The following is a 14,449-nucleotide window of genomic DNA, read 5'->3' as shown; positions in this document are numbered from 1 at the left end:
CAAATGCGCCGCAGGGATTAGATCGTTCCAATAAAATCGCACAAGAAACCACCGGGAGGACAGATCTGGATGGCCAGCCGGGCCAAGGCAACGATACTCGACATCGCCCGTGAGGCGGGCGTGTCCAAATCGACGGTATCGCTGGTGCTGCAAGGCAGCGGGCTGATCCGGCCCGAAACCGCGCTCAAGGTGCGCAAGGCGATCGAGGATGTCGGCTATGTCTACAACCGCGGCGCTGCCAATCTGCGCAAGGCCCATTCCAACGTCATCGGCATGGTCATCAACGATCTCACCAATCCGTTTTTCGCCGAACTGGCGGTCGGCATGGAGCGCGTCTTCCAGTCGGCCGGCGTCGTGCCTTTCATCGCCAATACCGCTGAAAACCCGGTGCGCCAGGAAGAGGTTTTGAAATCGCTGATGGAGCAGGGTGTCGCCGGGCTCGTCGTGTCGCCGGCGCGCGGCACCACGCCCGGCGCGTTCCGTCGCCTTGAGACCGCAGGCGTTCCGGTCGTCTTCGTCATGCGCCGGCTTCCCGAAAGCCGCATCCCGGTGATCACGCCCGACAATCATCGCGGCGCCTATCTCGCCACCGCCCATCTGATCGGCAAGGGCCATCGCCGGCTGGCCTTCTTCGGCGGCTCATCCGACCTTGTCGTCTATCACGAGCGGCTGGGCGGCTTTCGCGAGGCCTGTGAAGTGCTCGGCATCGCGCCAGCCGACAGGCTGGTCTTCGAGGGCGAAACCAGCCGCAAGGGCGGCATTGCCTGCCTGGAAACCGCGCTTGCCATGGCCGCGCCGCCGACCGCGGCTCTTTGCTTCAACGATGCGGTCGCCTTCGGCGTCTTGCTGGCGCTGCGCAAGCGCGGCCTGGAACCAGGCGCGGACTTTGCCGTCGTCGGCTTCGACGACGTCGCCGAGGCCGAGCACTATATGCCGGCGCTGACCAGCGTCGCGGTGAACACCGCCGGCCTCGGCGAGCGCGCCGCCCACGTCGTGCTGAAGATGATCCAATCGCGCACCACGCGCGCCGAGGATCATATCGGCGCCGTCAACCTCGTGATCAGGGAAAGCTGCGGCCCCGATCGCAAGGAGCATGGCTGCGCAGGAGTGGGGGACGCGGCATGACCGTCAGTTGGGGGCTGATCGGCGCCAGCACGATCGCAAGACAGTTCATGATCGGCGCCATCCGCGCGCAGCCGGACGGCGAAATCGCCGCAGTGATGAGCTCCAGCCCGGAGCGCGCCGCCACCTATGCCAGGGAAAACCGCGTTCCGGCGGCGGTCTCGACGCTTGATGAATTGCTCGGCTCGGATATCGACGCCGTCTACATCTCGACCACCAACGAATTGCATCTCGAACAGGCACTCGCCGGCATCGAGGCCGGAAAGCATGTGCTGTGCGAAAAGCCGCTGGCGCTAACCAGCGCCGACGCGCGCAAGATGGTCGCGGCGGCCAGGGCCGCCGGCGTCGTGCTCGGTACCAATCACCATCTGCGCAATGCCGGCTCGCATCGGGCGATGCGCGAAGCGATCGCTGCCGACCGCATCGGCAGGCCGATCGCTGCGCGCGTCTTCCACTCTGTCTATCTGCCGGAAAACCTGCAAGGCTGGCGCATCACCAGGCCGGACGCCGGCGGCGGCGTGGTGCTCGACATTACCGTCCACGATGCCGATACGCTGCGGTTCGTGCTCGGCGACGATCCGGTCGAGATCTCGGCCTTTACGCAATCGGCCGGCATGGCCGCCGGCGGACTGGAAGACGGCGCCATGTGCCTCTGGCGCTTCAGATCGGGCGTCATCGCCCAGTCGCATGAGGGCTTCACGACAAAATTCGCCGGCACCGGCTTCGAGGTGCATGGCAGCGAAGGCTCGCTGATCGCCAGGGACGTCATGACGCAGAAGCCGATCGGCACGGTTTTGCTGCGCACGGCAAAGGGCGAGGAGGAATTGAGCTTCGACCGCGAAGACCTCTATGCCCGTTCGCTGCGCCAATTCCACGCGGCGATCCGTGGCGAGGGCCAGCCTTCCGCCACCGGCGAGGACGGCGTCTGGTCACTGACCGCAGCCGAGGCGGCATTGCAATCGGCCAGGTCCGGCAACGCCGTTGCCATCGACCCGAAGCTCGGGAGCGAAGCGTGAGCAAGCTCGTTTCAGCGGCTGAGGCTGCCGGCCTGATCAGGGATGGCGTGGTCGTTTCCGTCTCGTCGTCGAGCGGCCTCGGCTGTCCGGACGCGGTGCTGGCCGCCATCGGCCAGCGCTTCGACGCCGAGGGCCATCCCAGGGACATCACGACGCTGCACCCGATCGCCGCCGGTGACATGTACGGCATCAAGGGCATCGATCATCTAGCCAAGCCCGGCCTGTTGAAGCGCACTTTGTGCGGTTCGTATCCCTCCGGCCCGTCATCCGCCGAACCGCCGCATATCTGGAAGATGATCGGCGACAATTCGGTCGCCGCCTATAACGTACCGTCCGGCATCCTGTTCGACATGCATCGCGAGGCCGCCGCCAAGCGTCCCGGCGTGCTGACCAAGGTCGGGCTCGATACCTTTGCCGACCCGCGCCACCAGGGCTGCGCGATGAATGCCGCCGCCAGCGAGCCGATCGTTTCGGTGCAGCAATTCGACGGCGAGGAGTGGCTCTATTTTCGCGCGATCGTGCCGCAAGTCGCGATCATCCGCGCCACCACCGCCGACGAGCGCGGCAACCTCACTTATGAGCATGAGGGCGCCTATCTCGGCGGCCTCGAACAGGCGCTGGCCGCCCGCAACAATGGCGGCATCGTCATCGCACAGGTCAAGCGCGTCGTCGAGAACGGCACGCTGAAGCCGCACGATGTGCGTGTGCCCGGCGTGCTGGTCGACCATATCGTGGTGGCGCCCGACCAGTTGCAGACGACGCTGACGCCCTACGATCCGGCCATCTCCGGCGAGATCTTCCGGCCGCTGTCGAGCTTTCGCAACGCCGAGATGAACGTCCAGAAGGTGATTGCGCGCCGCGTCGCCATGGAGCTTGCCGACGGCATGGCGGTCAATATCGGCTTCGGCATCTCGGCCAATGTGCCGCGCATCCTGCTCGAGGAAGGTCAGCACGGCAAGGTCACCTGGGTCATCGAACAGGGCGCGGTCGGCGGCGTGCCGCTGCTCGACTTCAAGTTCGGCTGCTCGTCGAACGCCGACGCCTTCATGCCCTCGCCGCACCAGTTCATCTATTTCCAGGCTGGCGGCTTCGACGCCTCGCTGCTGTCCTTCCTGCAGATCGACCGCCACGGCTCGGTCAACGTGTCCAGGCTTTCGGCGCGGCCGCACGTCACAGCCGGCGCCGGCGGCTTCGTCGACATCACCGCGCGGGCGAAGAAGATCGTCTTTTCGGGTTTCTTCAACGCCGGTGCCAAGCTGTCGCTTGCTGATGGCGGCATCCGCATCGACCAGGAGGGCAAGGTCAAGAAAGTCGTCGGCGAGGTCGAGCATATCTCCTTCTCGGGCAAGCGTGCCGTCGCGCAGGGACAGGATATCACCTATGTCACCGAGCGCTGCGTGATGAAGCTGACTCCGGCAGGGCTGATGGTGACCGAGCTGGCGCCGGGCATCGACCTCGAGCGCGATGTGCTGGCGCAGGCCGAGATCCCGCTCGCCGTAGCCAACGATCTCAAAGTGACGCCGGATGCGCTCTACCGGGACCGGCCGATCGGCCTGTCGCTCAACGGCGGCGCCTCGCTTGGAGGCGCCCATGGCTGAGCGCCTGGTAACCTTTGAAACCGACGGCGCCATCGGCACAATCACGCTGCGCCGGCCGGAGAAATTCAACGCCCTCGACATCCCGATGCTGCGGGCGCTGGAAGCAGCACTCGACGAAGCCGAGGCGGCGGACGGCATCCGCGTCGTGCTGATCTGCGGCGAAGGCAAGGGCTTTTGCGCCGGCGGCGACGTCGAGGCATGGGCAGAAATGAGCGCAGCCGATTTCCAGGTGCAATGGGTTCGCTACGGCCACCGCGTCTTTGACCGGCTGGCGCGACTGCGGCAGCCGACGATCGCCGTTCTTGCCGGCCATGCACTGGGCGGTGGGCTGGAACTGGCGGCTGCATGCGACCTCCGCGTCGCAGAAACACAGATGAAGCTGGGTTTCCCCGAGACCTCGATCGGTGTCGTTCCCGGCTGGTCCGGCACACAGCGCGCCGTGCGCCGCTTCGGCGCGCAGGCGGTGCGGCGGATGGCGCTCGGCGGCGAAGTGTTTCTGGCGACCGAGGCTCTTGCTCTGGGCATCGTTGATCGGGTGGTGGAGACCGGTCAGGCACGCGTCGAGGCCAAGGCCTGGGGAGAAAAAATCGCCGAGCGCGGGCCGCTGGCGACCGAAGCCGCCAAGCTGATGATTGCCATCGCCGAGGGCGAAGAGAGTGCTGCCGCGACCGAAGCGCTGGCCAGCGGCTTCATCGCGCTGACAAGCGATCTCAGGGCCGGCGTCAAGGCTTTCAAAGCCAAGCAGAAACCGGCGTTCTCAAGATCTTAGGAACCTGGAAATCACATGAACGCGCCTCTCAACATCGCCATGCCCGCCGAGGCAGCCGCAGCGCCGAAAAGCTATCGGCTGCTGATCGCCGGCAAGTTCGTCGATGCCCAGGACGGCCGCACACTGGAGCGCAGCAGCCCCGGCCACGGCTTCACCGTCTCGCGCTATGCACAGGCCGGCGCGGCGGACGTAGAGGCGGCAGTACAGGCCGCGCACAAGGCCTTCGAGACCCGCCCGTGGCCGCGCATGAAGGCAGCCGAACGCGCCACGATCCTGCTCAAGGCGGCTGACCTGATCGAGGCGCGGCTGGACGAGATTGCCCGGCTCGACGCACTGGAATCCGGCAAGCCGATTGCCCAGGCGCGCGGCGAGATCGGCAGCGCCGTCGATATCTGGCGCTATGCCGCGGCACTTGCGCGGACGCTTCACGGCGAAAGCTACGCCAATCTCGGCGATGCCATGCTCGGCGTCGTGTTGCGCGAACCGATCGGCGTCGTCTCGATCATCACGCCGTGGAATTTCCCCTTCCTAATCGTCAGCCAGAAACTGCCCTTCGCGCTCGCCGCCGGCTGCACGGCGGTGGTCAAGCCGAGCGAGATGACCTCGGCCTCGACCTTTGTTCTCGGCGAGATCCTGATGCAGGCCGGCCTGCCGGACGGCGTCGTTAACATACTTGCCGGGCTGGGCGCCGATGTCGGCGCACCGATGGTCAGCCATCCGCTGGTCGAGATGGTGTCGTTCACCGGCTCCACCCGCGTCGGCAAGATGACCATGGCGTCTGCCGCCAACTCGCTGAAGAAAGTCTCGATGGAGCTCGGCGGCAAGAACGGCCAGATCGTCTTTCCCGATGCCGACCTCGAGGCGGCCGCCGACGCGGCGGTATTCGGCGGCTTCTTCAATGCCGGCGAGTGCTGCAATGCCGGCAGCCGGCTGATCGTTCATGAGGCGATCGCCGACGAGTTCCTCGGCGCCGTCAAAGCACTCACCGCCAAGGTGATTGTTGGCGACCCGCTCGACGACCGCACCAAGGTCGGCGCGATGATCTCCGCCGACCATGTGGCCAAGGTCACCGGCTACGTGACGGCCGCGGAAAACGACGGCAGCCGGATATATTGCGGCGGCAAGCAGCTTGCTTCGAGCGGCGGCCAGTATCTTGATCCGACCATCGTTGGCGACGTCACCGAAGACATGGCCATTGCGCGCGAGGAAGTGTTCGGTCCGGTGCTCTCGGTGCTGACTTTTGGATCGATTGAAAGGGCGTTGCACATCGCCAACAACACGCCCTATGGTCTGTCGGCGGGCGTGTGGAGCGCCAGCATCGATACCTGCATGTCGGTGGCGCGGAATGTGCGTTCGGGAACCGTTTGGGTGAACACGTTCATGGAGGGTTATCCCGAACTGCCTTTCGGCGGCTACAAGCAGTCCGGTCTTGGACGCGAACTCGGCAAGCGCGCCGTCGAGGATTATACAGAAGAAAAGACAATCCAGTTTCATCGCGGCCAGCGCACCGGATGGTGGGTCGGCTGAGTTGGGAAGAACCCGGTGGGCATCCGCCGGTCGTGTAAGTTCAACAAGGGAGGAAGTACATGTTGCGCAAACTGCTAATCGGGACGGCTCTCGCATCGGGCGTTGCGTTCGCGGCCCATGCCGAGGACGTCAAGGAAGTCCAGATGCTGCATTGGTGGACGTCGGGCGGCGAAGCTGCCGCGCTGAACGTGCTCAAGCAGGATCTGGCCAAGGAAGGCTTTGCCTGGAAGGACGTGCCGGTGGCCGGCGGCGGGGGCGACGCCGCCATGACCGCGCTGAAGGCGATGGTGGCAGCCGGCAACTACCCGACCGCCTCGCAAATGCTTGGCTATACCGTGCTCGACTACGCCGCGGCCGGCGTTATGGGCGACCTGACCGAGACGGCGAAGAAGGAAGGCTGGGACAAGTCCGTTCCGACGGCCTTGCAGAAATTTGCAGTCTATGACGGCAAGTGGGTCGCGGCCCCGGTCAACGTCCACTCGGTCAACTGGCTGTGGATCAACAAGGCGGTGATGGACAAGATCGGCGGCACCGAGCCCAAGACCTTCGACGACTTCATCGCGCTGCTCGACAAGGCCAAGGCGGCGGGCGTTATCCCGCTGGCGCTGGGCGGCCAGAACTGGCAGGAAGCCACCATGTTCGACTCGGTCGTGCTGTCGACCGGCGGGCCCGAGTTCTACAAGAAGGCCTTCAACGACCTCGACGAGGAGTCGCTGAAGTCCGATACGATGAAGAAGTCGTTCGACAACCTCGCCAAGCTCGTCACCTATGTCGACCCGAACTTCTCCGGCCGGGACTGGAACCTCGCCACCGCCATGGTCATCAAGGGCGATGCCCTGGTGCAGGTCATGGGCGACTGGGCCAAGGGCGAATTCAACGCCGCCAAGAAGGTCCCGGGCACCGACTTCCTGTGCTACCGCTTCCCCGGCACCGAGGGCAGTGTCGTCTACAACTCCGACATGTTCGGCATGTTCAACGTGCCGGAGGACCGCAAAGCCGCCCAGATCGCTCTGGCCACCGCCACGCTGTCGAAGAGCTTCCAGTCGGCCTTCAACGTCGTCAAGGGCTCTGTTCCGGCCCGCACCGACGTGCCGGATACCGATTTCGACGCTTGCGGCAAGAAGGGCATAGCCGACCTGAAGGCCGCCAATGAAGGCGGCACGCTGTTCGGTTCGCTGGCGCAGGGCTATGGCGCGCCTCCGGCGGTTGCCAACGCCTACAAGGACGTCGTCTCGAAGTTCGTCCACGGTCAGATCAAGACCTCGGACGAGGCCGTGACCCAACTGGTCAGCGCGATCGAAGACGCCAAGTAAGGCACCGCCCGTGTGAATGATCTTCCCGGCGCAAGCCGGGGAGATCTCCTGCGGCGAGGTTTTGCGGTTGCGCCGAACGGCACGCTTCGTGCCGCAGAGGCCGCGACGACAGAATTCCAGACCCGCGATACGGAATGGACAGATGAGCACAGTTGCTGAAACCAGTATCACGCTGACGCCGGAGCACGATGCCCGTCCGGGCGCCACGGTGCGCTCGCGCCTTCAGGACGCGCTGCCGAAGCTCGTGCTGGCGCCGAGCTTTGCCGCCACCGTCGTCTTCGTCTACGGCTTCATCCTGTGGACGATCTATCTGTCCTTCACCAACTCCAAGACCTTTCCTTCCTACGCCATCACCGGGCCACGCGCCTATCAGCGGCTGTGGCGCTGGACTTTCGAAAGCGATCCGCCGTCCTCCTGGTACACATCGATCACCAATATGGGGATTTTCGGCTTCCTCTATATTTCCATCTGCCTGGCGCTCGGCCTGTTCCTGGCGATCCTGCTCGACCAGAAGATCCGCGGCGAAGGTGTGCTGCGGCCGATCTATCTCTACCCGATGGCACTGTCCTTCATCGTCACCGGCGTTGCCTGGAAATGGTTCCTCGACCCCGGCCTCGGCCTCGAGCAGACATTGCACCAATGGGGCTGGACAAGCTTCCATTTCGACTGGATCAAGAACAAGGATTTTGTCATCTACACGGTGGTCATCGCCGGCGTCTGGCAGGCGTCGGGCTTCATCATGGCGATGTTCCTGGCCGGCCTGCGCGGCATTGACGGCGAGATCCTGAAGGCGGCGCAGATCGACGGCGCCACCACCTTCCAGCTCTACCGCCGCATCGTTATCCCGCTGCTGCGGCCGATCTTTCTCTCGGCCTTGATCGTGCTCGCGCATCTCGCCATCAAGTCTTACGATCTGGTTGTCGCGCTGACCAGCGGCGGGCCGGGCGGTTCGGCCTGGCTGCCGTCCAATTTCATGTATGAGTACACCTTCAAGCGCAACGAAATGGCCGTCGGCTCGGCCAGCGCCGTGATCATGCTGATGACCATCACCGCGATCATCGTTCCCTATCTCTATTCCGAGCTTCGGGAGAAGCCGCGATGAGCGCCATAGCCACTCCTGCTCGCCAGAGCACCGGCGGTATCAGCGCCAGCACGGTCAACCGTATCGTCATTTACGGGCTGCTGGCGCTGTTCGCGCTGTTCTACCTGATGCCGCTATTCGTCATGCTGGTGACCTCGTTCAAAACCATGGACGAGATCCAGAACGGCAACATGCTGGCGCTGCCGCAGGCGCCAACCTTCGCACCCTGGATAAGGGCGTGGAGCGAAGTCTGCTCGGGTCTCACCTGCGTCGGCATGAAGGGTTATTTCTGGAACTCGATCAAGATGGTGGTTCCGGCCGTCATCATCTCGACCCTCCTCGGCGCACTCAACGGCTATGTGCTGACGAAGTGGCGCTTTCGCGGCGCGACGCTGGTGTTCGGGCTGATGCTTTTTGCCTGCTTCATCCCGTTCCAGTCCGTCCTCCTGCCGATGGCAACGATCCTCGGCAGCCTCGGCCGGTTCGGCGTCAAGCTGCAGAACGCGACCGGCCTCACCTTCGGCTTCGGCAATCCGACGGTGAACCTGGTGTTCGTTCACGTCGTCTACGGCATCGGCTTCACCACCCTGTTCTTCCGCAATTATTACGAAGCGTTTCCGAACGAATTGGTGAAGGCCGCGCAGATCGACGGCGCCAGCTTCTTCCAGATCTTCCGGCGCATCATGCTGCCCAATTCGCTGCCGATCATCGTGGTGACGGTGATCTACCAGTTCACCAACATCTGGAACGACTTCCTGTTTGCCTCCGCCTATGCCGGCTCAGGCGACGTGATGCCGATGACGGTGGCGCTGAACAACGTCGTCAACACCTCGACCGGCGTCGTCGAATACAACGTCAACATGGCGGCGGCGATGATCGCCGCGCTGCCGACGCTCCTCGTCTATGTGCTCGCCGGCCGCTATTTCGTGCGTGGCCTGATGGCCGGCGCCGTCAAAGGATAATCGCATGGCTTTTCTGGAAATTGACGGGCTGAAGAAGCGTTTCGGAGCGGTCGAGATCCTGAAAGGCATCGACCTCGACCTCGAAAAGGGCGGCTTCCTCGTGCTGGTCGGGCCTTCCGGTTGCGGCAAGTCCACGCTGCTCAACACCATTGCCGGCCTGGAGACCATCACCGAAGGCGAAATCCGCGTAGACGGACGCACGATCAACGATCTCCACCCGTCCAAGCGCGACATCGCCATGGTCTTCCAGAGCTATGCGCTCTATCCGAACATGACGGTCGCCGGGAATATCGCCTTCGGCATGGAGATGCGCGGCGTGCCGGTCGGCGAGCGCCAGAAGGCGATCGACAAGGTGGCGAAGGTCCTGCAGATCGGCCATTTGCTGAAGCGCAAGCCAAGCCAGCTTTCCGGCGGCCAGCGCCAGCGCGTCGCCATGGGCCGGGCGCTGGTGCGCGATCCCAAGCTGTTCCTGTTCGACGAGCCTTTGTCGAACCTCGACGCCAAGCTGCGCGTCGACATGCGGATCGAGATCAAGCGCCTGCACGCCACCACCGGCACCACCATCGTCTACGTCACGCACGACCAGATCGAGGCGATGACGCTGGCCACCAAGATCGCGGTGATGCGCGACGGCGAGGTGCAGCAGTTCGGCACGCCGGCCGAAATCTATAACAATCCGGTCAACCTGTTTGTTGCCGACTTCATGGGCTCGCCGGCGATGAACCTGATCCCGGCGACGATCGGCAGCAACGGCAGCGGCTTCTCCGTCGTCATGGAGCGCGAGGCGCGCCAGCCGATCTCGCTGCCGCTGGGCAATGCGCCGGCCGGCCTGTCGGCATTCCAGGGCAAACCGATCATCTTCGGCGTTCGCCCGGAAGCACTGACCGATCCCGAGGGCGCCGAACGCAACGCCTCGAACATCGCCCGCGCCGACTGTCACATCGAGGTCATCGAGCCGGCCGGCTCGGATACGTTCGCGGTCACCAATCTCGGCGGCAAGGCGGTGGTGGCGCGGCTGCGCGCCGATGCCAACATCCAGCCCGGCACGGTCACGCCGCTCGCCTTCAACCTGACCAAGGCGGTGTTCTTCGATCCGGCGACCGAGAAACGCATCGTCTGACGGCCATGACAAATCCCGACATCGTCATCATCGGCTCCGGCATAGGCGGCGCCACGATCGCCTCCGGCCTTGCCGGCAGTGGCGCCTCGATCCTGATGCTGGAGCGCGGCGAACCACTGCCGGCAACCCCGCACGCACGCGACACCCGCGCCATCTTCGTCGACGGCCATTATCGGCCGAAGGAGATGTGGCTCGAGGCCGGAGGTGCTGCGTTCAATCCCGGCAATTACTACTATGTCGGCGGCAATTCGAAATTCTACGGCGCCGTGCTGATCCGCTACCGCAGGCAAGACTTTTCGGAGATGGAGCACTATGGCGGCATCTCGCCGGCCTGGCCGTTTTCCTATGAGGAATTCGAACCCTGGTATTCCACGGCCGAGCAGCTTTTCCGCGTGCGCGGTGCGCTCGGCGAAGACCCGACCGAGCCGTTCCACTCGATACCCTACCCTTTCGGGCCGGTACCCGACGAGCCGCCGATCGCGCGCGCCCGCGCCGAGCTCAGGAGCCTGGGTCTGCACCCGGCATCGCTGCCGCTCGGCGTCGACATCGAAGCCTGGCTGAAAGACGGCAGCACGCCGTGGGACGCGTTTCCCAACACCGGTGCCGGCAAGGTCGACGCCCAAACGGGGCCGCTGGCGTCGGCCCTTGCCGACCAGAACATCAAGCTCGAGACCGGCGCCCACGTCGAACATCTCGAGGCATCGCCGGACGCGAGGACAATCGCCGCCGTCCATTATCGACAGAACGGTACGCTGAAGAAAGTCGCGCCGAAGCTGGTTATCCTATCGGCCGGCGCGGTCAATTCCGCCGCCATCCTGCTGCGCTCGCCCACCCCTGAGGGCAAAGGCGGTGGCAAAGGCCTGGCCAACCGCTCCGACCAGGTCGGCCGCAACTTCATGAACCACAATTCGAGCGCCATGCTGGCGATCGATCCACGCCGCCGGAACAAATCCGTCTACCAGAAGACGCTGATGCTGAACGATTATTATCTATCCGACGGCAAGGGCGGCAAGCCGCTCGGCAATGTCCAGCTCCTCGGCAAGATCGACGGCAACATCCTCAAGGCCAATGTCAGGCGCGCGCCCAAATTCGCGCTCGATTTCATGGCCGGCCACGCCGTCGACTGGTATCTGATGTGCGAGGACCTGCCCGATCCCGAGAGCCGCATCATGGTCGACGGCAAGGACATCGTCATGCAGTGGCGGCGCTCCAACATGCAGTCGCTCGACGGGCTGACCAAGGTGATGCGCGAGAATTTCCGCGCCTGCGGCTATCCGATCGTGCTGTCGCGACCGTTCGACAAGCGCACGCCCTCGCATCAGTGCGGCACGGTGAAGATGGGCAACGATCCAGCGACCTCGCCGCTGGATCCGTTCTGCCGCTCCTTCGACCACAGCAATTTGTTCGTCGTCGACGCCGGCTTCCTGCCGAATTCGGCCGCCGTCAATCCGGCGCTATCGATCGCGGCACAGGCGCTGCGCGTCGCCGATCATATCCGCAAGACGGAGCTTGCAACATGAGCCGCCCGGCAGCGATCGTCACCGGCGGCACGCGCGGCATCGGCCTTGCCTGCGCCAAAGCGCTCGCAGATTCCGGCTTCGACATCCTCGTCGCCGACCTTGCCGACGAAGCCGCCGACGGGCTCGCCGCCGACACTACAGCGCGCGGCGCGGCATTCGCATACCATCGCTGCGACATCGCCGATCTCGGTGGCCATGCGGCACTTATCGATGCTGCATTGAATGCCTTCGGCCGCATCGACTGCCTGGTCAACAATGCCGGCATCGGCGCCGTCCTGCGCGGCGACCTGCTCGAGCTCAAGCCGGAAAATTTCGACCGGGTGCTCGGCATCAATCTGCGCGGCACCGTATTCCTCGGCCAGGCCGTTGCCAAAGCGATGCTCGGCCTGCCGAGCGATGGTGCGAGATCGATCATCACCATCACCTCGGTCAGCGCCGCCATGGCCTCGCCGGAACGTGCCGATTACTGCATCTCCAAGGCCGGGCTTTCGATGTGGGTGAAGAACCTGGCGCTGCGGCTTGCCAGCGAAAACATAGCCGTGTTCGAGGTGCGCCCGGGCATCATCCGCACCGACATGACCGCCGGTGTCACCGCCAAATATGACGGGCTGATCGACGGCGGGCTGGTGCCGGCAATGCGCTGGGGCGAGAGCGAAGATATCGGTGCCGCCGTGGCGGCGCTCGCCGGTGGCAAGCTCGGCTTTTCGACCGGCTCAGTCATCAATGTCGACGGCGCGCTGTCGGTGCCGAGGTTATGAACAGGTGACGCCATGATCGACTACATCCCATGACCGACTACATAATCGTCGGCGCCGGCCCGGCCGGCTGCGTACTCGCCAACCGGCTGAGCGAAGATCCGTCGCATCAGGTGCTGCTGCTCGAAGCCGGCGGCAAGGACTGGCATCCGCTGATCCACATGCCGGCCGGTTTTGCCAAGATGACCAAGGGCATCGCCGCCTGGGGCTGGTCGACAGTGCCGCAAAAGCACATGAACGACCGCGTCTTCCGATACACGCAGGCCAAGGTGATCGGTGGCGGCTCTTCGATCAACGCCCAGATCTACACGCGCGGCAATGCTCGCGACTACGACGCCTGGGAGAAGGAGGAAGGCCTTGCCGGCTGGGGCTATCGCGACGTGCTGCCCTATTTCAAACGCGCCGAGAACAACCAGCGCTACGCCAACGATTTTCACGGCGACCAGGGCCCGCTCGGCGTGTCGAACCCGATCGCGCCGCTGCCGATCTGCGAGGCCTATTTCCGTGCCGGACAAGAGATGGGCATTCCTTTCAATCCCGACTTCAACGGCACCAGCCAGGAGGGCGTCGGCTATTACCAATTGACGCAGAAGGACGCCAAGCGCTCCTCCGCCTCGGTCGCCTATCTCCGGCCGATCCGCGAGCGTAAGAATCTCACCGTCAGGACCGGCGTTCTGGTGACGCGCATCGTCGTTGACAAGGGCCGCGCCGCAGGCGTCGAGATCGTCGACAGGCCGGGCGGCCAGCCAACGATCCTGCGCGCCGAACGCGAGGTGATCGTCTCGTCCGGCGCCATCGGCTCGCCGAAGCTTTTGATGCAGTCGGGCATCGGCCCGGCCGACCATCTGAAGGCGGTCGGCGTGACGCCGGTGCATGATTTGCCAGGCGTCGGCTCCAACCTGCAGGATCATCTCGATCTGTTCGTCATCGCCGAATGCACCGGCGACCACACCTACGACAACTATGCCAAGCTGCATTGGACGGCGTGGGCCGGCCTGCAATATCTGCTCCTGAAGAAAGGCCCGGTTGCCTCCAGCCTGTTCGAGACCGGCGGCTTCTGGTACGCCGATCCGACCGCCGCCTCTCCCGACATACAGCTGCATCTCGGCCTCGGCTCCGGCATCGAGGCTGGCGTCGAGAAGCTGAACAATCCGGGCGTGACATTGAACTCGGCCTTCTTGCGTCCGCGCTCGCGCGGCACGGTGCGGCTGAACAGTGCCGACCCGGCCGACCGCCCGCTGATCGATCCGAACTATTGGGCCGACCCCTATGACCGCGACATGTCGATCAAGGGGCTGAGGCTGGCGCGCGAGATCATGCGGCAGAAGGCGCTGCAGCCCTATGTACTGCGCGAGGTACTGCCAGGACCTGACCTGCAGAGCGGCGACGAGCTGTTCGACTACGCCTGCCGCAGTTCCAAGACCGACCACCACCCGGTCGGCACCTGCCGCATGGGCCACGATGCGATGAGCGTGGTGACGCCCGATCTCAGGCTGCACGGTATCGAGGGCCTGCGCGTCTGCGACGCCTCGGTGATGCCGCGCATCCCCTCCTCCAACACCAATGCGCCGACGATCATGGTCGGCGAAAAGGGCGCCGATCTGATCCTTGGCCGCGAGCCGCTGCCGCCGGCGGTGTTTTCCACCAACCGAGCGGCATGAGGGAT

The 14,449-nt window shown here is 64.5% G+C and carries 12 protein-coding genes; all 12 read left to right on the top strand.

The features are described 5' to 3' along the window. Nucleotides 1-69 precede the first annotated feature (69 nt). The 12 genes from NKI19_RS00160 to NKI19_RS00105 all read left to right on the top strand — a co-directional run bounded on the left by NKI19_RS00160 (nucleotide 70) and on the right by NKI19_RS00105 (nucleotide 14,444). Nucleotides 70-1,125 (top strand): LacI family DNA-binding transcriptional regulator, encoded by a 1,056-nt coding sequence (locus NKI19_RS00160; protein ID WP_352488725.1) that lies wholly within the window; start codon nucleotides 70-72, stop codon nucleotides 1,123-1,125. After that, on the top strand, nucleotides 1,122-2,138 hold the full coding sequence (locus NKI19_RS00155) for a Gfo/Idh/MocA family protein (protein ID WP_352488724.1): 1,017 nt from the start codon (nucleotides 1,122-1,124) through the stop codon (nucleotides 2,136-2,138). The genes NKI19_RS00160 and NKI19_RS00155 overlap by 4 nt, the downstream gene beginning before the upstream one ends. Continuing rightward, nucleotides 2,135-3,736, top strand: a complete 1,602-nt coding sequence (locus NKI19_RS00150) for an acyl CoA:acetate/3-ketoacid CoA transferase (RefSeq protein ID WP_352488723.1) — start codon at nucleotides 2,135-2,137, stop codon at nucleotides 3,734-3,736. Before NKI19_RS00155 ends, NKI19_RS00150 begins: the two co-directional genes overlap by 4 nt. Then, complete coding sequence (locus tag NKI19_RS00145) at nucleotides 3,729-4,505, top strand: enoyl-CoA hydratase/isomerase family protein (protein ID WP_352488722.1); 777 nt, start codon at nucleotides 3,729-3,731, stop codon at nucleotides 4,503-4,505. The genes NKI19_RS00150 and NKI19_RS00145 overlap by 8 nt, the downstream gene beginning before the upstream one ends. A 15-nt stretch (nucleotides 4,506-4,520) precedes the next feature. Continuing rightward, a complete protein-coding gene (locus tag NKI19_RS00140) occupies nucleotides 4,521-6,032 on the top strand; it encodes an aldehyde dehydrogenase family protein (RefSeq protein WP_352488721.1) in 1,512 nt (503 codons plus the stop codon). A gap of 59 nt (nucleotides 6,033-6,091) precedes the next feature. Further along, a complete protein-coding gene (locus NKI19_RS00135; protein WP_352488720.1) occupies nucleotides 6,092-7,345 on the top strand; it encodes an ABC transporter substrate-binding protein in 1,254 nt (417 codons plus the stop codon). 142 nt (nucleotides 7,346-7,487) lie between these two features. Further along, nucleotides 7,488-8,447: a carbohydrate ABC transporter permease gene (locus NKI19_RS00130; RefSeq protein WP_352488719.1), complete on the top strand. Its 960-nt coding sequence runs from the start codon at nucleotides 7,488-7,490 to the stop codon at nucleotides 8,445-8,447. Further along, nucleotides 8,444-9,388, top strand: a complete 945-nt coding sequence (locus NKI19_RS00125; protein ID WP_352488718.1) for a carbohydrate ABC transporter permease — start codon at nucleotides 8,444-8,446, stop codon at nucleotides 9,386-9,388. The genes NKI19_RS00130 and NKI19_RS00125 overlap by 4 nt, the downstream gene beginning before the upstream one ends. 4 nt (nucleotides 9,389-9,392) lie before the next feature. After that, nucleotides 9,393-10,508, top strand: a complete 1,116-nt coding sequence (locus NKI19_RS00120) for an ABC transporter ATP-binding protein (protein WP_352488717.1) — start codon at nucleotides 9,393-9,395, stop codon at nucleotides 10,506-10,508. Between the two features lie 5 nt (nucleotides 10,509-10,513). Beyond that, on the top strand, nucleotides 10,514-12,028 hold the full coding sequence (locus NKI19_RS00115) for a GMC oxidoreductase (RefSeq protein ID WP_352488716.1): 1,515 nt from the start codon (nucleotides 10,514-10,516) through the stop codon (nucleotides 12,026-12,028). Next, complete coding sequence (locus tag NKI19_RS00110; RefSeq protein WP_352488715.1) at nucleotides 12,025-12,786, top strand: 3-ketoacyl-ACP reductase; 762 nt, start codon at nucleotides 12,025-12,027, stop codon at nucleotides 12,784-12,786. The genes NKI19_RS00115 and NKI19_RS00110 overlap by 4 nt, the downstream gene beginning before the upstream one ends. Before the next feature lie 29 nt (nucleotides 12,787-12,815). Then, nucleotides 12,816-14,444: a GMC family oxidoreductase gene (locus NKI19_RS00105; RefSeq protein WP_352488714.1), complete on the top strand. Its 1,629-nt coding sequence runs from the start codon at nucleotides 12,816-12,818 to the stop codon at nucleotides 14,442-14,444. Nucleotides 14,445-14,449 lie beyond the last annotated feature (5 nt).

It is taken from the genome of Mesorhizobium sp. M0751 (assembly GCF_040320265.1).
Lineage (GTDB): Bacteria > Pseudomonadota > Alphaproteobacteria > Rhizobiales > Rhizobiaceae > Mesorhizobium.
The sequence above is the reverse complement of the archived record's forward strand: the minus strand, read 5'-3'. Positions and strand labels throughout refer to the sequence as shown.